Source organism: Ruegeria sp. HKCCA5929 (assembly GCF_013034525.1).
Taxonomy (GTDB): domain Bacteria; phylum Pseudomonadota; class Alphaproteobacteria; order Rhodobacterales; family Rhodobacteraceae; genus Ruegeria.
Map to the genome: position 1 here is coordinate 129,576 of NZ_WQGE01000008.1, position 20,237 is coordinate 149,812.

The window sequence follows — 20,237 nt, forward strand, 5'->3', positions numbered from 1 at the left end:
AGCTTACTGAGTAACCGGGTTACAGACAGTCTGGCCTGCTTCGGTTGTCGCCAGCTCATAGCCGCCCGGACAGCTGGGTGTGCCGGCTTTGTCATAGCTGGGTTGTACATAAACAGGTGTCGGTTCTTCCTGCTGCGCGCAAGCAGTCAGAATCAGGGCAAATGCGCCAACGGCAGCGAGTTTCAGTTTCATGTCCGTCAATCCTCTATTACTTTTCTGATATTGCCCAACTTTTCGGGGCCACATCCAGAATACGGGCTGAGCTTCGATCTGGCAACTGAATCGATCACGTCTTTGTGAGTCAAAGCGATTCCATGCCGGTTTTAGCTTTGGGAAAGGGCATTTACCGCTTCGAAACTACCTTTTTGGCCGCACTGCTCTACACTGTTGTCACGACATCAGCCAAAGACGGAGAAGCCACATGTCAGACGCGCCAAATATTGCCCAGAAATCACCGATTCCGGTCGAGGTTGTCGAAGGGAAGACCTATTTTTGGTGCTCATGTGGAAAATCTGCGCGACAGCCGTTTTGCGACGGGTCCCACAAAGACAGCGCATTTGAACCAATAAAATATACGGCGGATGCCAGTAAAAAGGTCTTTTTCTGCGCGTGCAAACATAGCGCAAAGCAACCGCTATGCGATGGCAGCCATAGTAAATTGTGATCAGGTCTTCAGACCATTCAGGGTCTCGGCATTTGCGCAAAAATCCGGGGCCTTTTCGACCAATGCCTGTTGATCAGCCAGCCACAAAGCGCATTGGCCGTCACAACTTGAAGCCCGACACCGTGTGACCAATTCTGCATAGCCCTCTGGTGTCAAACGACCGTCCGCCATCACCTCGGTTAATGAAATGCCCATACATCGCGAGACAGACCGCGTTAGCCAGAAATGCTTTTCAATTTCGCCCAGCGGGACCTGTGCCATCACACGTTCTCCAGCTGTTGCGCCTTAAGTGCCGCGAATCGCTCTCGGTTGGGGCAGCTGCTTGGAGCTTCATCGATCTGCCCCCTCTGCTCCAGCCATTCCGGGCAGTCATGAGCCCAGGCGCAACCCCGGCATTGTTGTACGATCTCGGCCCATTCTTCGTGATTCAAATGACCCTTGCGGTATGCCCCGGCCAGATCAGTACCGGTGGCTTGCCCCATTCGCAGCACAAGCCGCAAATGGGTCATGATGTTGCCTAGACGTGGCATGGCAAACCTTTAGGTTAAGGCATTAATTTATGGAGTAATTCCTGGTTCCGGCAATACTCAGGCGCCCGCTGTGCGGTTGCCGCCTGGCTCAACATAGCCTGACAATGTTGTGGGTTCGGGCAGTCTGTGCACCGTAAAACTGCCTCGGAAATCTGATCCACTGAAACCGAACCGCCAATGGCCGCTTCTTCAAGATCGATGTCCAGCATGCTGGCCATATCGTCCACCAAACCGGCGTGCAGTCGCAAGGTCTCTCGGGTGGGCATGGTGTTTTCCTTTCCCTTTCGCGCTTTGGCAAAAGGGTAGCGAATTTGCACCTTCAAACATTGACACAGGTCAAGATTGGACGCCGATGTGATCCAGATAGGCGCGGGTCGCATCCTGAACCCTGCGAAACCGGTCGCCGCCCAGTTTCTTGCCGCCATACCAACGGGTGACAATGATCACATGGTTCTGCAATTCCGCCCGTTCGATCATGCGCAGGATCACCATACCCGCCCCGCTTTCCCCATCATCCGCCTTAAGCGCGCCGGTCGGCAGAGTCGCGGCCCACGTGTTGTGGGTCGCCTTGGCATAGGTTTTGTCCGATTTCAGATCATTCAGAACACTGTCGATATCGGCCCGCGAAGCAACTGTCGCCCCGGACACCGCGTATTTCGAGCCGCGATCTGTCAGGATCACCCCAAGACGCACAAGGTCGCTCACTGTGTCAGGCCCAACTGTGCTGCAGTTTCAAGCACGATCTGAACGCGCTGCTCATTGGGCGGGTGGGTTCCCAGAAATTTGTCGCCGGGATCCGGGATCCGGTCAAAAAACTTCGCCCCAACCAACGGGTTGTATCCTGCATTGTAGGTGATGATCGTACCCAACTGGTCTGCCTCCAGCTCGAAATCCTTCAGGTAAGCTTGAACGCCAACCTTGGCCCCCAGCTTTTGCGCCTCTTCTATGGCGGCTGCATCACCGCCGCGCAACTGTTCTCGCCTGCCGAATTCTGCGGCGCTGGCGCTGGCGTTTTCACTTTGCCGGGCAATGTGCCCCAACACATGGTGGGCCGCTTCATGACCCATGACAAAAGCAAGCTCATCCGCGTTTTGCGCGGACCGGATCATAGACCGCGTGAAAACAATCACCGGTTGCCCGTTTTCGTCCAGAGTCTGATACGCGTTTGCCGGTGCCCGCGGGTTTAGATCAACCAGGATCCTAAACTCGCAATTCTGGCGCCTGGGTTGTTTCAGACATTGTTTTCGTGCTTCCGCACCAACAGCCTGGCTAACCTGCTGAAAGGTCTGCGCCGTCGGTTCGGCACCCGACGCATCACCCAGCCAGTCCTCGGGCGATTGTACACTGAAGACACCTTGTGCACAGGCCGACAACAGCAGTAACAGCGGTAAAACAAAGCATCTGCGCATGATACATCCTTTGGGCCAATCGGGCCGCCATTTCAACATAGTACGCCCCGTCAGCTGATGCCACTGCGCCGCTGGCAAGGAACGGCTTGCATTGCGCCTCGGCGACTTGCACTGTGGACACATGTTTTCGATTGAGCATGAATTCGACTCGACGGTCATTACACTTGTGGACGAAGGTGAAAAACCTTTGCAGGAAGATGTCGTGATCAACAATTTCGCCGAATGCGTCACGCTAGAGCAGCTGGATCCACGCACTGAACAGGTTCAGAAGATCACGCTGTCGCCGGAACAGGTACGCGATCTGGCTGCCGCGCTGGACCTGCCCGAAGGCGTTTATCAGATACGGGAAACCGGACCTCAGGGGTCATAGAGAAACACCTTGTTTCGCGCGGTCTGCCCCTGTTTCAGCGTCAGCGTCGAAGGGGCAACTCCAAGACATTTGGCGAGCAAACTCAGAACTGCCTGATTGGCCTTACCGTTCTGGGGCGCGGCCGTCACAAACATTTTGATCTGATCTTCTTCACAGATCACTCGATCCCGCGCTGCCTTGGGCGTCACCCTGACGCTGAATACCCTCCCGGGCGTTGCCAGCGCGCTGAGATCGGGCAGATCACGCAGTTTGGATTTCGCCATTGTCACCTCTTTTCCTTCAAAACCTTGCATGACAGGCGTCGGAATGAAAATGATCCACGCAATGTATCGGCACACCCTTGAATTGGGCGGGTTGCCGACCAAGATACAGAGTCGTGATGTAAAGGAAGTTAACATATGTCCCTGAAAAGCCCCGCCGCTCTGGAGTTTTTACTGTCGCGCCGGTCCCGCCCCGCCAAGACATTGATTGCTCCGGCCCCAACACGGGACGAATTGCTGCCCTTGCTCACCGCTGCGGCGCGCAGCCCCGATCATGGTAAGTTAGAGCCTTGGCGCTTCATCGTTTTGGAAAAGGGTGCCATGCCGCGCTTGGCAGATTTGACCGAAGCATGTGGTCAAAAGCTGGGGAAAAGCCCCGAGGACATCGCCAAAGCGCGCAGCCAGTTCGACATGGGGCACTTGGCGGTTGCGGTGATCGAAGTGCAAAAACCGTCCGAAAAGATCCCCGCTATCGAGCAAACCTATTCTGCCGGAGCTGTCTGTCTGGCCCTGCTGAATGCTGCGCTGGCGGCAGGATGGGGCGCAAACTGGCTATCGGGCTGGCAAACCCATGACCGCGACTTCTGCACCCAGGCGCTTGGACTGGCAGACAACGAAAGCGTGGCCGGGTTGATCCATATCGCGACCGAAGGATCGGCCCCGCCCGAGCGCCCCCGACCTGATGTGGCGGCCTTGACGGAATGGGTCAGCGAATGACAATCCTGAACGCCTTTTTCAACGCACTTGGCCAGATCGGAGACCCGAAATTCCGGGGGGTCTTGTTAAGGGGTGTCGGATTGACGATCCTGCTCCTGATCGCTGCCAGTGCCGGGGCAATCTGGTTGATCAACTGGTTGTCAGGCAATGAGATTTCCCTGCCCTTCATAGGTGCTGTCCCCTGGCTGAACGACGTTCTGAACTATTCTGGAATCGTGCTGGTCCTGATTTTGCCGGTTTTCCTGATGGTGCCTGTGGCCTCGGCCATCACGTCGATCTTTCTGGATGAAGTGGCCCAGGCGGTTGAGGACAAGCATTTTCCAACCTTGCCACCCGCGCGGCGCATCCCAGTGTCCGAAGCACTTATGGACGGTCTCAGCTTTCTTGGCGTGCTGATTGTCGCCAACCTGCTGGCGTTCATTCTCTATGCGATTTTCACCCCGCTGGCGCCCTTTATCTTCTGGGCGATGAACGGCTTCCTGCTGGGGCGGGAATATTTTACGTTAGCAGCCATGCGTCGGGTCGGGCGTGAAGGCGCGCGAAAGTTGCGCGCCAAGCATTCAACAACGATCTGGGTGGCGGGTACCTTAATGGCGGTTCCGCTTTCGGTACCGCTGGTCAATCTGGTGATCCCAATTATCGGGGCAGCCACGTTCACCCACATCTATCACGCAGTGTCAGGCCCACGGGCCTGACATTGGGTCAGCGGGGCTCTAGCTGGTTCAACCAGTCGAAATCCCGGACCGAGATCAATCCCGACAAAATAATACCTGCAATGATGGCCCACAAAACCACGGAAATACCGGTCGTGATCCACATCTTTTTCTTCATGTGATGCACTTCCGGGGCACCAGCATGAGTGCCCGGAACGATATCGCCCAGATCGCCTTGTGTTTTAATGCGAACGGGCAGCACGATCAGCAGCGTCAGGAACCAGATGACGGCGAACAGTACAAGTGCGGCAGTGATGGTCATTTCAAGCCCTCCGGCGCTGGGGGGTTATACCTGCTCAAGCTCGACAAGGCAGCCGTTGAAATCCTTTGGATGCAGGAACAAAACCGGCTTGCCATGAGCCCCGATCTTGGGCTCGCCCGAGCCAAGAACGCGGGCACCGGTTTCCTTCAGATGATCCCGGGCGGCGATAATGTCCTCAACCTCATAGCACACGTGATGAATGCCGCCCGACGGGTTCTTTTCCAGGAAGCCGTTGATCGGGCTGTCTTCACCTAACGGATATAGAAGCTCGATTTTGGTATTGGGCAGTTCAATGAACACAACCGTGACGCCGTGATCCGGTTCGTCCTGCGGTGCGCCGACCTTGGCGCCCAGCGCATTGCGATATTGCGCCGAAGCTGCTTCAAGATCCGGCACGGCAATGGCGACGTGGTTCAGACGTCCAATCATATCTCACTCCTGATGTCCTGCGTTGCATGGGTTATGGGGGCTGTTAGGCCAAAGGACAAGTGCGCCAAATCGCGCGTTAACGTCGTGTTAGCCAGAAGTTCCTAGCGTGAAGCATCTGCTGGATAGGAGAGCTGCCATGGACGATTCGGGCCTACTTGCCACCACCACCGTCACGCCCACCGCAACGCGGCCCTTGCTGGGTCAGACCATTTTGGTTGTTGAAGACAGCCGATACGCGTGCGACGCAATCCGACTTATGTGTCTACACAGCGGCGCACGTATTCGCCGCGCGGATTGTCTAAAGTCGGCCCGACGACACCTGCAGATCTATCGCCCCTCGGTCATATTGATCGATATGGGTCTGCCAGATGGGTCCGGGGCCGATCTGATCGCCGAACTGTCCGAGGCAACGCCCCGTATCAGCGTCATCATGGGCCTGTCAGGCGATGATGCCAACGAAAGTCAGGCACTGGCTGCCGGAGCGGATGGATTTTTGGCCAAGCCGCTAAAATCAATGTCCTACTTTCAGAAATCCATTCTGGAGCGGTTGCCCGAGGATCGGCGTCCAAGCGGGTTACATGCAATCCGGGACGAGGTCATCAAACCGGACCCGTTGGCCTATCAGGATGACATGGCCCATATCGCTGATTTCCTGACCGGACCCAACGATCAACACACTCTGGATTATGCCGCCCAGTTCCTCCAGGGCGTCGCACGAGAGGCCGGTGATAAACCGCTGGCCGAAGCTGCGCGCAAACTGGCTCTGTCACGTGCAAGCGGGGCACCGCTCACGGCACAGGCGGCGCAAGTCGCTGGGATGGTGCAGAACCGATTGGAACAGCGGGAAGCGATTTGAAATGATTACGGCTTATTTCATTACCGCAACACTTCTGTGTGTCTGGGCTTATCGTCAGACGCGCCAGACGGCACGCAGTATTCGGGTCAATCGGGATCATCTGGAAAACCCGCTGGACTGATCCGCGGAACGTTTCCTGCCGCCAAATGAAAATCGCCCGCTTACTGCGGGCGATTGTTCTTAGTCCTGGGGGATGATGCGCAGACCAAGTTCCATCAACTGATCTGAAGTTGGATCAGAGGGCGCATCCATCATAAGGTCTTCGGCACGCTGGTTCATCGGGAACATCATGACTTCGCGGATATTGGCCTCATCGGCCAACAGCATAACAATCCGGTCGATGCCTGCCGCGCAGCCCCCGTGCGGCGGTGCGCCGTAGTGGAAAGCGTTGAACAGAGCGCCGAAGCGGGACTTGACCTCATCCTCGCCATACCCCGCCAGTTCAAAGGCTTTCAGCATGATCTCAGGCTTGTGGTTCCGGATCGCGCCCGAGACCAGCTCATACCCGTTACAGGCCAAGTCATACTGGTATCCGCGCACGTCCAGAGGATCACCATTCAGCGCCTCCATGCCACCTTGCGGCATCGAGAACGGGTTATGTTCAAAATCGATCGCGCCAGTTTCTTCGTCTTGCTCATAAATCGGGAAATCCACGATCCAGGCAAAGGCAAAGCGGTCTTTCTCGGTGAGGTTCAGTTCTTCACCGATCACATCGCGGGCCTTGCCAGCGACCTTTTCAAAAGCTTTCGGCTTGCCGCCCAGGAAGAACGCGGCATCGCCGACGCCAAGACCCAGTTGCTGACGGATCGCTTCTGTGCGCTCGGGGCCGATGTTCTTGGCCAGCGGGCCAGCGGCTTCCATGCCTTCACCCTGATCGCGCCAGAAGATATACCCCATTCCCGGCAGACCCTCTTTCTGGGCAAACGCGTTCATGCGGTCGCAGAATTTGCGGCTGCCACCCGTGGGCGCGGGGATCGCGCGGATTTCAGTGCCGTCCTGCTCCAACAGCTTTGCGAAGATCGCAAAGCCCGACCCGCGGAAGTGGTCCGAGACCACTTGCATTTTGATAGGGTTCCGCAAGTCGGGTTTGTCGGTGCCGTACCACAACGCCGAGTCCTTGTAGGAAATCTGCGGCCACTCCTGATCGACCTTGCGACCACCGCCGAATTCTTCGAACACGCCGGTCAGAACGGGTTGAATCGTGTCGAACACGTCCTGCTGCTCGACAAAGGACATCTCAAGGTCAAGCTGGTAGAAATCGGTGGGCGAGCGGTCTGCGCGCGGGTCTTCGTCACGGAAGCAAGGCGCGATCTGGAAATACTTGTCGAAACCCGACACCATGATCAGCTGCTTGAACTGCTGCGGGGCCTGCGGCAGGGCGTAGAATTTACCGGGATGCAGACGCGACGGTACCAGAAAGTCACGCGCGCCTTCGGGCGAGGATGCTGTGATGATCGGCGTCTGATACTCGCGGAAGCCCTGATCCCACATACGTTTACGCATGGATGCCACAACGTCCGAGCGCAGGGTCATGTTCTGTTGCATCGCTTCGCGGCGCAGGTCCAGATAGCGATAGCGCAGGCGCGTCTCCTCGGGGTATTCCTGATCGCCGAACACCATCAGCGGCAGTTCGTCGGCCGCACCCAGAACCTCCAGCTCTCGCACATAAACTTCGATCTCGCCGGTCGGCAGCTTCGGGTTCACCAAGTCGGCATCGCGTGCTTTGACGGTACCGTCGATGCGGATACACCATTCGGACCGCACTTTCTCCAACTCGGCAAAAGCAGCACTGTCGCCGTCGCAAAGTACCTGCGTCACGCCGAAATGGTCACGCAGGTCGATAAACAACACGCCACCGTGATCTCGGACCCGATGCACCCAGCCGGACAGGCGGACAGTTTCACCGACATTGGCGGCGGTCAGAGCGGCGCAGGTGTGGCTGCGATAGGCGTGCATGGATCATATCCCTTCGGGCGCAGAATTCGTCGCGCCGATACACCCTGTCAGGCCCGGAAAGTCAAGGCGCGTCGCCCCGTCAAAACGGCCTTTGCACGTTGCCCGAGTAGAAATAGACACCCAGTCCCACTGCAAAGATGATATTGCCCGCGATTGCGTGCAACAGAACTGCATAAAAGAACGACCCGCGCCGTCGGTACGCCCACGTGAACAGCAACCCGCCCGCAAAGGTCATCACGGCGACGATCCAGCTCCAGTACATCAGATGCGCGAACGAGAATATGGCCGCGTTCAGCAAATAGGCCGCGCGTCCGTCTGGCAGGATCGCGTGATAGCGGCGGAAGAACAAAGGACGGAACAGCAGCTCTTGCGGCAGGGCTGACAAAAGCGGATAGCCAATCCAGATAAAGACCAGCATCTCGGGTCGGTGAATAGCCAGGAAAAACGCTGCATCCGGGCGTGTGATCTGGATCAGGCCGGTACAGAAGACGGCCATAACAACCGTGAACAGCAGTACTTCTCGCAAGGACCAGTTGGCCCACTCATACCGCAGTTCGGACCATTGAAAGCCCGGTGTCTGATGCAGCAATACGATGCCCAGCCCGGTCAGCGCGAACAGCGCCGGAAACATCCAGTTCGGTGGAAAGAGTACGGCAATCAGCAGTGGCAGTCCGATATAGAACAGCCCAAACTCCAGCCGCAGCCGCAACTGCGCCACAGGCGGGCCGATCAAAGTGCTGTCTTTGGTCACGTATCTATCAGCTCCACCCGGATCAACCCGCGCAATGAATTGCCCATATACACAGTCCGCGCGTTCTGTAGATCGGTCAAGGTCAGCACGGCCTCGGTCACTGTTTCTTTATCCAGCAGCTCTTCACGCAAAATACCCGGCAACAACCCGCAGGACAGCGCAGGTGTCAGAAACCGACCGTCGGTCATTTCAGCAAACAGGTTGGTGATGGTGCCTTCGCATAGCTCGCCAAGTTCGTTTTGGAACAACAGCTCGTCTGTATTTTCCGGCAGCGAGGCACGTGCCTTGTCATACAGCGCGCGGTGGGTGGTCTTGTGCCGCAACCACAGGTCGTTCGATGCCAGACATTCTTTGGACACGGCCACGCGCCAAATCGGCGGGTTTTCAGCCAAGTCACCAGTCGTCAGCTCGAATGCGCCGCTCGCATCCAGCGTCAGTCGACAGCGTAGTGGCGCATCCCCCTCGGCAGCGGCCAAGGTCTCACTTGCGGCATCCAAGTTGAAAGGAAGATCGAAAACCCGTGCCGTGCGGGCCATACGCGCCAGATGGCGGTCCTGCCGCACAAACCCCTGATCCGGCCGGAAAGCCAGTGTTTCGATTACGCGGAAATCAGGCTCATTTGACGGGCAAAGCGGGCTTTCCATAGCGCCTCCTCGTATTCTGAAGGGGCGGTGCTGTCCCAAACGAGACCACCACCCACATTCAGCGTGGCGTGATCATCCTCTCGCATCAGGGTACGAATGGCCACATTGAACTCGGACCGGCCATCCGGCGCGGCCCACCCGATAGTCCCACAATAGATGTCACGCGGCCAGGGTTCCAGGTCGGCCAGAATTTCCATCGCGCGAATCTTGGGTGCGCCTGTGATCGAACCGCACGGAAACAGCGCTGTCAGAATCTCACCCAGCCCTACATATTTGTGCAACTGAGCACGCACCAGCGAAACCATCTGGTGCACAGTGGCGTAGGTCTCGACCTTGAACAACTCGGGCACGTGAACAGATCCGGGCAATGCCACACGGCTGATATCGTTGCGCAGCAAATCTACGATCATCAGGTTCTCGGCGCGATTCTTTACGTCCGTGGTCAGAAAGGCCCGGCGCTGCGCGTCTTCTTCCGGGTCATCGCTGCGCGGTTGGGTGCCCTTCATTGGGCGGGTTTCGATCTTGCCCGCCTCATCTGTGCGAAAGAACAGTTCGGGCGACCGGCTGAGCAAATCGGGCAATCCGTCCTGTTGCACCAACGCTCCGTGGCCAACCGGTTGCCCTGCAGCAAGTGCTGCATACAGCGTTTCGCTGTCGCCCGAGACCGTCAGATCGATCGGAAAGGTCAGGTTGGCTTGGTAAATGTCGCCAGCACCGATAGCATCGTGTACGGCCTGAAACGCCTGCGTATAACGCGCCTCGTCCCAACGGGGTTCAAAAGTGCTGACCTCTCCTGCTGCTGCTGGCAGGGCAACACGATCCGGCGCGTCGTATACTCCAAAGCACAACAAAGGCAGGCGGCGATCTTTGGGCAACAGGTTCAGCAACCGGGGTTCCAGCGCATAACCAAGCTCGTAACTCGCATACCCCGCCACCCAGGAACCACCTGCGCGCACCTCATCCAGCGCCGCCAAAGCCTGGGGCACCTCTTCCGCAACATCCGCGCGGATGATTTGAGACGGACGCTCGAACCGGGTTCCACGCCCGGCCGGTCCTTGATCGAAACGAATACGCAATTGCATCCTCATTTGCCGTGTGGGGCGATATAGAGAATACTCTGCCAAGGGAAAGGGGGGAAAGCGGCAATTTCGCTTCTGTTTCCGATACCCCTTGAACCTTTTTGCGCGGTCCCTATAACGCACGACAATTTGGGCGCTTGGGCGGTGCCCGCGACTCATGCAAAATCGAAGGGGCCAGACCATGCCGAAGAGAACCGACATTCAGTCGATCATGATCATCGGGGCGGGTCCCATTGTTATCGGACAGGCTTGCGAATTCGACTATTCCGGTGCTCAAGCCTGTAAGGCGCTGCGCGAGGAAGGCTACCGGGTCATTCTGGTGAACTCGAACCCCGCCACGATCATGACGGATCCCGGGCTGGCGGATGCCACCTACATCGAGCCGATCACACCCGAAGTTGTCGCCAAGATCATCGAAAAAGAACGCCCCGACGCCCTGCTCCCCACTATGGGCGGCCAAACCGGCCTGAACACGTCGCTTGCACTGGAAGAGATGGGTGTTCTGGACAAGTTTGGTGTCGAGATGATCGGCGCCAAGCGCGACGCCATCGAAATGGCCGAAGACCGCGCCCTGTTCCGTGAGGCGATGGACCGGCTGGGACTGGAAAACCCCAAGGCGACCATCGTAACCGCGCCCAAACGTGAAGACGGTTCCACCGATCTGGATGCCGGCGTGCAGATGGCGCTGGACGAGTTGGAAGAGATTGGCCTGCCCGCCATCATCCGCCCCGCCTTTACCTTGGGTGGCACAGGCGGTGGCGTGGCGTATAACCGCGAAGATTACATCCACTTCTGCCGCTCAGGTATGGATGCTTCGCCCGTCAATCAAATCCTCGTCGATGAAAGCCTGCTGGGCTGGAAAGAATACGAGATGGAGGTGGTGCGCGACACTGCCGACAACGCGATCATCGTCTGTTCCATCGAAAACGTCGATCCGATGGGCGTGCATACGGGTGACTCGATCACCGTGGCCCCTGCCCTGACGCTGACGGACAAGGAATACCAGATCATGCGCAACGGCTCGATCGCCGTTCTGCGCGAGATTGGGGTCGAGACCGGTGGCTCGAACGTGCAGTGGGCGATCAACCCCGATGACGGCCGTATGGTCGTGATCGAGATGAACCCGCGCGTGTCGCGGTCTTCGGCATTAGCTTCCAAAGCAACCGGTTTCCCGATTGCGAAGATCGCCGCAAAGTTGGCGGTGGGCTATACGCTGGACGAGTTGGACAACGACATCACCAAGGTCACACCTGCGTCGTTTGAACCGACCATCGACTATGTCGTCACCAAGATCCCGAAATTCGCCTTTGAGAAGTTCCCGGGATCCGAGCCCTACCTGACCACCGCGATGAAATCGGTGGGTGAGGCAATGTCCATCGGTCGCACCATCCACGAATCGATGCAAAAGGCGTTGGCTTCGATGGAGTCGGGCCTGACCGGCTTTGATGAGATCGAAATCCCCGGCCTGAACGTGGGCGTGTGGGACGAAGCCGACGACAAGGCTGCCGTGATCAAGGCGATCAGCCAACAGACACCTGACCGCCTGCGCACCATCGCGCAAGCGATGCGTCATGGTCTGACCGATGACGAGATCTTTGGCGTCACGAAGTTCGACCCGTGGTTTCTGGCCCGCATCCGCGAGATCATCGAGGCCGAGCGTCAGGTGCGCAAAGACGGTCTGCCGATGACCGAAGACGGTATCCGCAAGCTGAAAATGCTGGGCTTCACCGATGCTCGTTTGGGCAACCTGACTGGCCGTGAAGAAGACAACGTCCGCCGCGCCCGCCGCAATCTGGGCGTCTCAGCCGTGTTCAAACGCATCGACACCTGCGCCGCCGAATTCGAGGCGCAGACGCCCTATATGTACTCGACCTACGAAGCACCCATGATGGGCGAGGTTGAATGCGAGGCACGTCCGTCTGACCGCAAAAAGGTCGTCATTCTTGGAGGCGGCCCGAACCGGATCGGTCAGGGCATCGAGTTCGATTACTGCTGCTGCCACGCCTGTTTCGCGTTGACCGAAGCTGGGTATGAAACCATCATGGTCAACTGCAACCCCGAGACGGTTTCGACCGACTATGACACCTCGGATCGTCTGTATTTCGAGCCTCTGACGTTTGAGCACGTCATGGAAATCCTGACGAAAGAGCAGGAAAACGGCACGCTGCACGGCGTCATCGTTCAGTTCGGCGGCCAAACACCGCTGAAACTTGCCAACGCGCTTGAGGCCGAAGGCATTCCGATCCTCGGAACCACCCCGGACGCCATCGACCTGGCCGAAGACCGCGAACGGTTCCAGGCGTTGGTCAACGATCTGGGCCTGAAGCAGCCCAAGAACGGCATCGCGTCTACCGACGAACAAGCGCTTGAGATCGCCGAAGAAATCGGCTTCCCCCTGGTCATTCGCCCCTCTTACGTGCTGGGCGGCCGCGCAATGGAAATCGTGCGCGATATGGATCAGCTGCGGCGCTACATCAACGAGGCCGTTGTGGTTTCAGGCGACAGCCCCGTTCTGCTCGACAGTTATCTGGCCGGTGCCGTGGAGTTGGACGTCGACGCGCTGTGCGATGGCACTGACGTCCACGTCGCGGGCATCATGCAGCATATCGAAGAGGCTGGCGTGCACTCGGGCGACTCGGCCTGTTCGCTGCCGCCCTATTCGCTGTCCGCAGAGATCATTGACCAGATCAAGGATCAGGCGTTCAAGTTGGCCAAAGCGTTGAACGTTGTTGGCCTGATGAACGTGCAGTTCGCGATCAAGGACGATGAGATCTATCTGATCGAAGTGAATCCGCGCGCCTCACGCACCGTGCCATTTGTCGCCAAGGCGACCGACAGCGCGATTGCCTCGATCGCAGCGCGCGTCATGGCGGGCGAGAAACTGTCGAACTTCCCGATGCGCCCTGCCTACAAGGAAGGTCAGGACACCAAGATCGCGGACCAGATGACTCTGGCCGACCCGGATATGCCGTGGTTCTCGGTGAAAGAGGCTGTGATGCCCTTCGCTCGTTTCCCTGGCGTTGACACCATTTTGGGCCCGGAAATGCGTTCGACCGGTGAAGTCATGGGCTGGGACCGCGACTTCCCGCGCGCCTTCCTGAAGGCGCAGATGGGCGCGGGGATGGTACTGCCGTCCTCGGGGCGGGCGTTCATTTCCATCAAGGATGCCGACAAAGGGAACGCCATGCTGGAAGCGGCGCAGGTTCTGGTGGATCAGGGCTTTACGCTTGTGGCGACCCGCGGCACGCAAAGCTGGCTGGACGAACAAGGCGTTGCCTGTGAGGTTGTAAACAAGGTCTACGAAGGCCGCCCGGATGTTGTGGACATGCTGAAAGACGGTCAGGTGCAGTTGGTGATGAACACTACCGAAGGCGCGCAGGCGGTCGAAGACAGCAAGGCCATCCGCTCGATCGCGCTGTATGACAAAATCCCCTACTTCACCACCGCCGCCGGAGCCAACGCCGCCGCGCTGGCGATCAAGGCGCAGGCCGAAGGGGATGTAGAGGTAAAGTCGCTGCAGGGGTGATCCACGTCGCCTGAGCTACAATCGGCTCATTCAAGAACATAAAGATACGCGCCCGTTGACCTGAAATCAGCGGGCGCGCATTTTTTGCAGAACTCAGGAGTACGAATAATGCGCACAATTCTGGTTCTCGCTGCACTCACAATTCTGGCCGCCTGTGATGTGCCGTTTGTTCCATTAATTTGATGCAACCGGGTCTGGGAGTTCAGCCGGACCCGGTTGCACCTTGACTTCAAGCTGCTTGCACCTCGCGTCTTTCATCCCGCTTGAAAAACAGCAGGTAGAAGACGGGTGCTGCGACCATTGTCAGAATGGTGGCAAAGGCCAGCCCGCCCATGATCGTCACGGCCATCGAGACAAAGAATGCGTCTGTCAGCAATGGTGCCATACCCAGAATGGTCGTGATTGCCGCCAGCATCACGGGACGCAAACGAGAGACCGAAGCTTCGACAATAGACTCACGCAGAGGTTTGCCTGTGGCGCGGACAAGGTCGATTTCTTCGACCAGAACGATGCCGTTTTTGATCAACATACCTGACAGGCTGAGCAGACCCAGCAGCGCGGTGAACGTAAACGGCAGCCCTGTTCCCAGCAGGCCGATGACCACGCCGTTCACTGACATCGGCACCAGCAGCCAGATGATGATCGGCTGACGGATTGCATTGAACAGCAGGACCGAGATCAGCACCATGATCAGCAGGCTCAGTGGCAATTGCTTGCCCAAGCTTTCCTGCGCATCGCGCGAGTCCTCGAACTCTCCACCCCATTCCATCTTGTAGCCCGGGGGCAGTTCGATGGCTTCGATGGCGTCGCGAACTTCGGCATGGACCTGAGCCGCCGTCAGATCGGGCGGAATGTCTGCTCCGACGGTGATCGTCAGAACACGGTCGCGGCGGTGAACAAGTGTGTTGAGCGACTTGTACTCGAACCCATCAACCATCTGTTCGATTGGGACAAACCGCTCGGTCTGATCCGAATAAACCACCTGATCGACAATCGAATAATCGCCATCGGCCGGGCGGCGCAGAATGATCGGGATCTGACGATCACGTTCGCGCAGCACGCCACCGGTGATGCCGTCGGTCGAGAATTGCAGTGTCGCGGCGATGTCTTCGCGCGTGACGCCGGCAGTTTGCGCACGTTCGGTGGCATAGATCGGTTGTACTGCCAGCTCCTGTTCACGCCAGTCGTGATGGACAAGCAGCGCGTTCGGCGATGCTGCAGCCATACGCTGCACCGCCTCGTCCGCAAGCTGACGCAACACAACCGGATCACTCCCCGAGAACCGAGCCTGGATCGGATCACCGCCGCCAGGACCAAAGATCAGACGTTTGGTTCCAAACTCACCTTCGGGAAACTGAACAGATCCGAACGCCTCAAGATCCGCCTGCAAAGCCGGTATGTCTTCAAGGCTTTCGGTGCGGATAATCATGTGTCCGTAGCTTGGGTTCGGCTTTTCTGCCGAATAGGTCAGCATGAATCGCGTTGCACCCTGCCCCACGAAAGTTGTGACCGAAACCACATCCTCACGTTCGGCCAGCCAGTCCTCGAACACCGCCATGTCCTGCGCCGTACGTGCAATCGGCGTGCCTTGCGGCAGTTTGTAATGCACAAAGAACAAAGGCGTGTTCGAATTGGGGAAGAACTGCTGCTTCATAAGTCCAAACCCGGCGTAGCACGCAACAGTCACGGCAATGAGGCCCGCAACGACCAGCCACCGGAACCGCAGTGCAAAATGCAAGATCGCGCCATAGATGCGGAACAGTATGCCTCCGTAAGCATCGATCTCACCTTCTTTGCCTTGCTTGAAGAAGTAGTGGCCCAACAACGGCGTGACGGTGATGGCCAACACCCAGCTCAGCAGCAAAGAAATACCGATCACCGCAAACAGCGAGAACAGGAACTCACCCGTTGCATCAGGGCTGAGACCGATGCCTGCAAAGGCCATGATACCGATTACGGTGGCCCCCAGCAGCGGGATTTGAGTTTTCGAAGCCACATCTTCGGCGGCATCGCGCGAGGACTTGCCGCGCAACATCGCGATCTGCATCCCCTCGGCTACCACGATAGCGTTGTCCACCAACATCCCCATGGCAATAATCAGGGCCCCAAGCGAAATTCGCTCCATCTCGATCGAGAATAACGACATGAACAGGAGCGTACCAACCACGGTAAGCAGCAGGGTCGAACCAACTACGATGGCGGCTCGCCACCCCATGAAGATACCCAAAACAGCAACCACAATGGCCACGGACATGGCAAGATTTACAAGAAAGTCGTTCGAAGCCTTCTCGACCACCACGTGCTGCTGATAGATCGGCAAGATATCGACGCCAAAGGGAATGGCCGTGTTCAGGTCTTCGAATTTGGCATCAACCCGTTTGCCCACTTCAACGATATTTTCCGTGGACAGCCCGGCGATACCGAGTGTGAAGGCTTCGGTCCCATTGTATCTTATCATGATGTCGGGGTCGTTCTGACGAGCACGATAGACGTTGGACATGTCGAACAGGTTGATCACCTGCCCCTGCGAGCCAACCGAAAGACCTGCGATGGCTGATACGCTGTCCGAGCCTTCTGCGGTCAGTATGGTTGTCCTGTCGCTGTCCGAACGCAATGAACCCGAGGAGTTCACCGAATCCGCATTGGCGATGGCTTCGTTGATCGCCTGAAGCGGAACGTTCTGGTTGACCGAGATCGCCAAATCCGGTTCGACAAAGATGGCCTCGTTCGGCAGACCCTGCACCTCAACGTCCGCCACACCGTTTACGGCCAACAGCTCGCGCCGAAGGAAAGTTGCCAGCTCATGTTTCTCAGCGTCGGAAAACCCTTCGGCAGTGACCGCGTAGAACAGGCCAAACACGTCGCCGAAACCATCATTTACGTAAGGTTGGCCAACACCGGAAGGCAGCCCACGCGCGGCATCGCGCACCTTGGCCCTGAGCCGGGTCCAAATGTCGGGCAATTCGCTTCCATCGTAAGTTGATTTGATCTCAACCTCGATCAGAGACTGTCCGGGCTGGTTGACCGAGGTGATAACGTCCACTTCACCCATCTGCTGAATGGCAGACTCAAGCGGCTCGGATACCTCAAGCGCCACCTGTTCCGCCGTAGCGCCAGGGTATTGTGTTGCGATAACCGCGTTTTTGATTGTGAAGGCCGGGTCTTCCAACCGGCCCAAGGACAGGAAACCCCAGATGCCGCCAAACAGGGCAATGAGGATGATCAGCCAAGTATACAGAGGCCGATCAATTGAGCCGCGAGCGATGTTCATCCGTCAGCCCCTTAATTCGCAAAACCTGTAAACCGGCGCACCGCTTGGCCGTCGGTCAACACAGCGCCTCCGGCGACGACAACTTCGTCACCATCAGAAAGTCCAGTTAGAACCCGTATATCGCCGGTTTGCGTGGGTTCTATGGTCACAGGTACACGGCGAACGGAGCCTTCGTCAGCGCCGGTCGGCGAGAACACCATGACGCTCAGCTCACCGGTGGCATCAACGACAATAGCCGTTGCCGGGACGACAATACCTTTACGTTCGTCCTTTACATGAACGTTTACGGTGACCGACGAGCCAGGGAGGATCTGCAGGCCCTCGGGTGGTGTCAGGCCGAACTGGATGCGGAAAGTCTGTCCGACGCTCGAGGTTTCCGCGTCGAATTCGCGAATCTCCAGCGGGAAGACCTCTTCACTAACCGGGAACTTTGCGGTGATCGCGATGTCTTCGTTCTGGTTCGAGCGTTGGAACAATATTTCGGGAACGTCTACCTCGATACGCAATTCGGACATGTCGTGAATGCGAACGATGGGAGAGCCCGACGAGACGGTGGTGAAGGCCTCGACCGCACGGCTGGAGACCAGCGCATCAAAAGGTGCGGTCAGTGTCGCATGTTCCAGATCATATTCCGCATCGCGCAGGGCAATCGCAGCCAATTGCGCCTCGGTCTCAGCATCATCGACGGCCACCTGGCTAGCGGCTGTACCCCGCAGACGTGAGAGGCGCGCAACGGTGCGATCTGCCTGTTCCTTTTGTAACCGCGCCCGATTCAGACGCAGTTCAAACGGTTCCTGATCCAAACGTGCGATCAGGCCGTCTTTCGGGATCACGAAACCTTCGTTGACAGGCATCTCGACGATCTGGCCTGCAACCTGAAAGGCCAGATCGACGGTTTGACGTGCGGCGACGCGACCAAAGAACTGGCGGGTAAAGCCCGGCGCCGTTTCGTGCACCTGCATAAGCTTTACTGGTTTCGGAGTGTCTTGCGCGGCAATGGGGCTTGCCAGAACGGCCAGAGCAAGGCCGATAGAGGTCAGGAGTTTCATTTCTTCAATCCCTCGGGAATTCCCGTTTTCAAAACGTTGTCACGGATCTTGCGCGCCAGGCGCGCGAATTCGGCAGTTTCTTCTTTGTTCAGACCAGAGGCTCTGTGGAAAAGTCCTCCGGCCTCATTGACCAGCATGTTGCGCGCCTCTTCACCTTTTTCGGTCAGCACCAAAAGCCAGGCCCGGCGGTCTTCGGGGTCGCGTTCGCGGGTCAGATAGCCAGCCTTTTCCAAAGCGTCGGCTGTGGCAGTGATCGTGGACGGGACGCTCAGCATATCGGCGGCCAGCACCCCCATGCGTTTCGGCTGATCCAGTTTGATCAACATGTGACATTCTGGATGGCTCAGATCTGTTTCGATACAGTCAAAGGTTTCTTCAAGCTTCCAGTATAGGGCATACACCCCCATGATCGCCTGAATCTCGGGGCTGAGGCGATTTAGCCGGACGCTGGTGTCATCTTGCATAAGTAGTCTCCGCGCGAGTCTGGGGGCCATATACTTCGAATTCTGAACTATTCAAGATATGAAGTTAGACTTGTGAACACATTCCCTTAAGTCAACATACCTTGATCAAATCACACCATGACTGCATTTTGGGCAGATCCGAAACATTCAGGGCTCGCCATGTATACCCCCGCCATCACCGGTACCGGTGTCTTTACGCCTCAGAACGTCATCACCAATGCCGAACTGGTCCAAGCGTTCAACGCCTATGCCGACAAACAAAACGAAAAGAACGCCGAGGCCATCGCGGCCGGTCAGATCGAGCCGATGCAGCATTCCTCGGAAGAGTTCATCGTCAAGGCATCGGGGATCGAGAATCGTTTTGTGATGGACAAGGCTGGTGTGCTGGACCCCGACGTCATGCATCCAGCCCTGCGCCAACGTAGCGATGAAGAACCTGGGATCATGACCGAGATGGCTGCTGATGCCTGTAAGAAAGCGTTGGCACAAGCCGGACGCACGGCTGCGGATGTCGATCTGGTGATTTGCGCCGCCTCAAACCACGAGCGTGCCTATCCGGCGATAGCAATCGAAATACAGCAGGAACTGGGCATCGATGGATTCGGCTTTGACATGAATGTCGCTTGTTCTTCGGCAACGTTCGGCATACAGGCAGCGGCGGACATGGTGCGGTCCGGATCGGTACGCGCGGCGCTGGTGGTCAATCCCGAAATCTGTTCGGGCCATCTGGAGTGGCGGGACAGAGACTGTCACTTCATCTTTGGCGACGTGGCGACGGCGACCCTGATCGAACGGATTGATGAGGCCAAAGGCCCGCATTTCGAAATCCTGTCAACGCGTTGCGCGACTGCGTTTTCGAACAATATCCGCAACAACAACGGATTCCTGCGCCGCTCGCGTCCGGATGGGATGATTGATCGACGCGACATGCAATTCATGCAAAACGGTCGAAAAGTGTTCAAGGAAGTGCTGCCGATGGTCAGCAAACACATCAGTGATCACATGGAAGCCGAAGGGGTCGGGAACACCGACCTGAAACGCCTTTGGTTGCATCAGGCGAACAAAACCATGAACGATTTCATCGGTAAAAAGGTTCTGGGCCGCACGCCAGAGGCGGATGAACAACCCAACATCCTTCAGGATTATGCCAACACCTCATCAGCTGGGTCGATCATCGCATTTTCGAAGTATTCGGATGACCTGCAAGAGGGCGATCTGGGTTTGATCTGTTCTTTCGGGGCCGGGTATTCGGTGGGCTCGGTGATTGTAAAGCGCCACGCCTGAACA

The 20,237-nt window shown here is 57.4% G+C and carries 23 protein-coding genes; 7 read left to right on the top strand and 16 right to left on the bottom strand.

Features of this window, described 5'->3' with window-relative positions:
• Window positions 1-3: 3 nt before the first annotated feature.
• Window positions 4-192: a hypothetical protein gene (locus tag GOV90_RS17795; RefSeq protein ID WP_170346096.1), complete on the bottom strand. Its 189-nt coding sequence runs from the start codon at window positions 190-192 to the stop codon at window positions 4-6.
• A gap of 229 nt (window positions 193-421) precedes the next feature.
• Between GOV90_RS17795 and GOV90_RS17800 the strand changes: the two genes are divergently transcribed.
• Window positions 422-664 (top strand): CDGSH iron-sulfur domain-containing protein, encoded by a 243-nt coding sequence (locus tag GOV90_RS17800; RefSeq protein WP_171091611.1) that lies wholly within the window; start codon window positions 422-424, stop codon window positions 662-664.
• Here GOV90_RS17800 and GOV90_RS17805 read toward each other — a convergent pair whose 3' ends face one another.
• From GOV90_RS17805 to GOV90_RS17820, 5 genes are read right to left on the bottom strand one after another with little or no spacing between them, the layout of a single operon-like run.
• Window positions 665-925, bottom strand: a complete 261-nt coding sequence (locus GOV90_RS17805) for a DUF6455 family protein (protein WP_171091612.1) — start codon at window positions 923-925, stop codon at window positions 665-667. It abuts the gene before it with no gap.
• Window positions 925-1,194 carry a DUF6455 family protein gene (locus GOV90_RS17810; RefSeq protein WP_171091614.1) on the bottom strand — a complete coding sequence of 90 codons (270 nt, stop codon included), beginning with the start codon at window positions 1,192-1,194 and terminating at the stop codon, window positions 925-927. The genes GOV90_RS17805 and GOV90_RS17810 overlap by 1 nt, the downstream gene beginning before the upstream one ends.
• A gap of 14 nt (window positions 1,195-1,208) precedes the next feature.
• Complete coding sequence (locus GOV90_RS21415; RefSeq protein WP_371732487.1) at window positions 1,209-1,619, bottom strand: DUF6455 family protein; 411 nt, start codon at window positions 1,617-1,619, stop codon at window positions 1,209-1,211.
• Window positions 1,531-1,899: a YigZ family protein gene (locus GOV90_RS17815; protein ID WP_171091616.1), complete on the bottom strand. Its 369-nt coding sequence runs from the start codon at window positions 1,897-1,899 to the stop codon at window positions 1,531-1,533. The genes GOV90_RS21415 and GOV90_RS17815 overlap by 89 nt, the downstream gene beginning before the upstream one ends.
• Complete coding sequence (locus GOV90_RS17820) at window positions 1,896-2,603, bottom strand: M48 family metallopeptidase (protein WP_171091618.1); 708 nt, start codon at window positions 2,601-2,603, stop codon at window positions 1,896-1,898. The genes GOV90_RS17815 and GOV90_RS17820 overlap by 4 nt, the downstream gene beginning before the upstream one ends.
• A 121-nt stretch (window positions 2,604-2,724) precedes the next feature.
• Between GOV90_RS17820 and GOV90_RS17825 the strand changes: the two genes are divergently transcribed.
• Complete coding sequence (locus GOV90_RS17825) at window positions 2,725-2,973, top strand: hypothetical protein (RefSeq protein WP_050604775.1); 249 nt, start codon at window positions 2,725-2,727, stop codon at window positions 2,971-2,973.
• On the opposite strand, the gene GOV90_RS17830 is transcribed toward GOV90_RS17825, so the two are convergent.
• Entirely contained in the window at window positions 2,961-3,236 is a 276-nt protein-coding gene (locus tag GOV90_RS17830; protein WP_171091620.1) for a DUF167 domain-containing protein, read from the bottom strand. The two genes, GOV90_RS17825 and GOV90_RS17830, sit on opposite strands and share 13 nt — an antisense overlap.
• Before the next feature lie 135 nt (window positions 3,237-3,371).
• Between GOV90_RS17830 and GOV90_RS17835 the strand changes: the two genes are divergently transcribed.
• Window positions 3,372-3,950 carry a nitroreductase family protein gene (locus GOV90_RS17835; RefSeq protein WP_171091622.1) on the top strand — a complete coding sequence of 193 codons (579 nt, stop codon included), beginning with the start codon at window positions 3,372-3,374 and terminating at the stop codon, window positions 3,948-3,950.
• Window positions 3,947-4,645: an EI24 domain-containing protein gene (locus tag GOV90_RS17840; protein ID WP_171091624.1), complete on the top strand. Its 699-nt coding sequence runs from the start codon at window positions 3,947-3,949 to the stop codon at window positions 4,643-4,645. Before GOV90_RS17835 ends, GOV90_RS17840 begins: the two co-directional genes overlap by 4 nt.
• 7 nt (window positions 4,646-4,652) lie before the next feature.
• Here the strand turns inward: GOV90_RS17840 and GOV90_RS17845 are convergent, their stop codons facing one another.
• Window positions 4,653-4,925, bottom strand: a complete 273-nt coding sequence (locus GOV90_RS17845; RefSeq protein WP_171091626.1) for a DUF1467 family protein — start codon at window positions 4,923-4,925, stop codon at window positions 4,653-4,655.
• A gap of 24 nt (window positions 4,926-4,949) precedes the next feature.
• A complete protein-coding gene (gene mce, locus GOV90_RS17850) occupies window positions 4,950-5,354 on the bottom strand; it encodes a methylmalonyl-CoA epimerase (protein ID WP_171091628.1) in 405 nt (134 codons plus the stop codon).
• Between the two features lie 136 nt (window positions 5,355-5,490).
• On the opposite strand from mce, the gene GOV90_RS17855 reads away from it, so the two are divergent.
• Entirely contained in the window at window positions 5,491-6,210 is a 720-nt protein-coding gene (locus tag GOV90_RS17855; RefSeq protein ID WP_171091630.1) for a response regulator, read from the top strand.
• A gap of 180 nt (window positions 6,211-6,390) precedes the next feature.
• On the opposite strand, the gene aspS is transcribed toward GOV90_RS17855, so the two are convergent.
• From aspS to GOV90_RS17875, 4 genes are all read right to left on the bottom strand, one after another.
• Window positions 6,391-8,166 (bottom strand): aspartate--tRNA ligase, encoded by a 1,776-nt coding sequence (aspS, locus tag GOV90_RS17860; RefSeq protein WP_171091631.1) that lies wholly within the window; start codon window positions 8,164-8,166, stop codon window positions 6,391-6,393.
• A gap of 79 nt (window positions 8,167-8,245) precedes the next feature.
• A complete protein-coding gene (locus tag GOV90_RS17865; RefSeq protein WP_256367943.1) occupies window positions 8,246-8,917 on the bottom strand; it encodes a CPBP family intramembrane glutamic endopeptidase in 672 nt (223 codons plus the stop codon).
• Window positions 8,914-9,561 (bottom strand): aminotransferase class IV family protein, encoded by a 648-nt coding sequence (locus GOV90_RS17870; protein ID WP_171091633.1) that lies wholly within the window; start codon window positions 9,559-9,561, stop codon window positions 8,914-8,916. Before GOV90_RS17870 ends, GOV90_RS17865 begins: the two co-directional genes overlap by 4 nt.
• Window positions 9,516-10,643 carry an aminodeoxychorismate synthase component I gene (locus tag GOV90_RS17875; protein WP_171092017.1) on the bottom strand — a complete coding sequence of 376 codons (1,128 nt, stop codon included), beginning with the start codon at window positions 10,641-10,643 and terminating at the stop codon, window positions 9,516-9,518. Before GOV90_RS17875 ends, GOV90_RS17870 begins: the two co-directional genes overlap by 46 nt.
• A 178-nt stretch (window positions 10,644-10,821) precedes the next feature.
• On the opposite strand from GOV90_RS17875, the gene carB reads away from it, so the two are divergent.
• Window positions 10,822-14,166 carry a carbamoyl-phosphate synthase large subunit gene (gene carB, locus GOV90_RS17880; RefSeq protein WP_171091640.1) on the top strand — a complete coding sequence of 1,115 codons (3,345 nt, stop codon included), beginning with the start codon at window positions 10,822-10,824 and terminating at the stop codon, window positions 14,164-14,166.
• A gap of 229 nt (window positions 14,167-14,395) precedes the next feature.
• Here carB and GOV90_RS17885 read toward each other — a convergent pair whose 3' ends face one another.
• The 3 genes from GOV90_RS17885 to GOV90_RS17895 are packed head-to-tail and all read right to left on the bottom strand — an operon-like array spanning window position 14,396 to window position 18,950.
• Window positions 14,396-17,437 carry an efflux RND transporter permease subunit gene (locus GOV90_RS17885; protein ID WP_171091642.1) on the bottom strand — a complete coding sequence of 1,014 codons (3,042 nt, stop codon included), beginning with the start codon at window positions 17,435-17,437 and terminating at the stop codon, window positions 14,396-14,398.
• A gap of 11 nt (window positions 17,438-17,448) precedes the next feature.
• Window positions 17,449-18,486: an efflux RND transporter periplasmic adaptor subunit gene (locus GOV90_RS17890; RefSeq protein ID WP_171091644.1), complete on the bottom strand. Its 1,038-nt coding sequence runs from the start codon at window positions 18,484-18,486 to the stop codon at window positions 17,449-17,451.
• Window positions 18,483-18,950, bottom strand: a complete 468-nt coding sequence (locus GOV90_RS17895) for a MarR family winged helix-turn-helix transcriptional regulator (protein ID WP_171091646.1) — start codon at window positions 18,948-18,950, stop codon at window positions 18,483-18,485. Before GOV90_RS17895 ends, GOV90_RS17890 begins: the two co-directional genes overlap by 4 nt.
• Before the next feature lie 159 nt (window positions 18,951-19,109).
• Here GOV90_RS17895 and GOV90_RS17900 point away from each other — a divergent pair, with 159 nt between their 5' ends.
• Window positions 19,110-20,234: a beta-ketoacyl-ACP synthase III gene (locus GOV90_RS17900; RefSeq protein ID WP_171091647.1), complete on the top strand. Its 1,125-nt coding sequence runs from the start codon at window positions 19,110-19,112 to the stop codon at window positions 20,232-20,234.
• Window positions 20,235-20,237 lie beyond the last annotated feature (3 nt).

Excerpts from the sequence above, each read along its gene's own strand:
- GOV90_RS17795 (WP_170346096.1), bottom strand. The coding sequence starts at position 192 with ATGAAACTGAAACTCGCTGCCGTTGGCGCATTTGCCCTGATTCTGACT.
- carB (WP_171091640.1), top strand. The coding sequence starts at position 10,822 with ATGCCGAAGAGAACCGACATTCAGTCGATCATGATCATCGGGGCGGGT.
- GOV90_RS17840 (WP_171091624.1), top strand. The coding sequence starts at position 3,947 with ATGACAATCCTGAACGCCTTTTTCAACGCACTTGGCCAGATCGGAGAC.
- GOV90_RS17805 (WP_171091612.1), bottom strand. The coding sequence starts at position 925 with ATGGCACAGGTCCCGCTGGGCGAAATTGAAAAGCATTTCTGGCTAACG.
- GOV90_RS17875 (WP_171092017.1), bottom strand. The coding sequence starts at position 10,643 with ATGCAATTGCGTATTCGTTTCGATCAAGGACCGGCCGGGCGTGGAACC.
- GOV90_RS17895 (WP_171091646.1), bottom strand. The coding sequence starts at position 18,950 with ATGCAAGATGACACCAGCGTCCGGCTAAATCGCCTCAGCCCCGAGATT.
- GOV90_RS17885 (WP_171091642.1), bottom strand. The coding sequence starts at position 17,437 with ATGAACATCGCTCGCGGCTCAATTGATCGGCCTCTGTATACTTGGCTG.
- GOV90_RS17890 (WP_171091644.1), bottom strand. The coding sequence starts at position 18,486 with ATGAAACTCCTGACCTCTATCGGCCTTGCTCTGGCCGTTCTGGCAAGC.
- GOV90_RS21415 (WP_371732487.1), bottom strand. The coding sequence starts at position 1,619 with ATGGCGGCAAGAAACTGGGCGGCGACCGGTTTCGCAGGGTTCAGGATG.
- GOV90_RS17830 (WP_171091620.1), bottom strand. The coding sequence starts at position 3,236 with ATGGCGAAATCCAAACTGCGTGATCTGCCCGATCTCAGCGCGCTGGCA.
- GOV90_RS17820 (WP_171091618.1), bottom strand. The coding sequence starts at position 2,603 with ATGCGCAGATGCTTTGTTTTACCGCTGTTACTGCTGTTGTCGGCCTGT.
- GOV90_RS17870 (WP_171091633.1), bottom strand. The coding sequence starts at position 9,561 with ATGGAAAGCCCGCTTTGCCCGTCAAATGAGCCTGATTTCCGCGTAATC.
- mce (WP_171091628.1), bottom strand. The coding sequence starts at position 5,354 with ATGATTGGACGTCTGAACCACGTCGCCATTGCCGTGCCGGATCTTGAA.
- GOV90_RS17845 (WP_171091626.1), bottom strand. The coding sequence starts at position 4,925 with ATGACCATCACTGCCGCACTTGTACTGTTCGCCGTCATCTGGTTCCTG.
- GOV90_RS17800 (WP_171091611.1), top strand. The coding sequence starts at position 422 with ATGTCAGACGCGCCAAATATTGCCCAGAAATCACCGATTCCGGTCGAG.
- GOV90_RS17855 (WP_171091630.1), top strand. The coding sequence starts at position 5,491 with ATGGACGATTCGGGCCTACTTGCCACCACCACCGTCACGCCCACCGCA.
- GOV90_RS17810 (WP_171091614.1), bottom strand. The coding sequence starts at position 1,194 with ATGCCACGTCTAGGCAACATCATGACCCATTTGCGGCTTGTGCTGCGA.
- GOV90_RS17835 (WP_171091622.1), top strand. The coding sequence starts at position 3,372 with ATGTCCCTGAAAAGCCCCGCCGCTCTGGAGTTTTTACTGTCGCGCCGG.
- GOV90_RS17825 (WP_050604775.1), top strand. The coding sequence starts at position 2,725 with ATGTTTTCGATTGAGCATGAATTCGACTCGACGGTCATTACACTTGTG.
- GOV90_RS17900 (WP_171091647.1), top strand. The coding sequence starts at position 19,110 with ATGTATACCCCCGCCATCACCGGTACCGGTGTCTTTACGCCTCAGAAC.
- aspS (WP_171091631.1), bottom strand. The coding sequence starts at position 8,166 with ATGCACGCCTATCGCAGCCACACCTGCGCCGCTCTGACCGCCGCCAAT.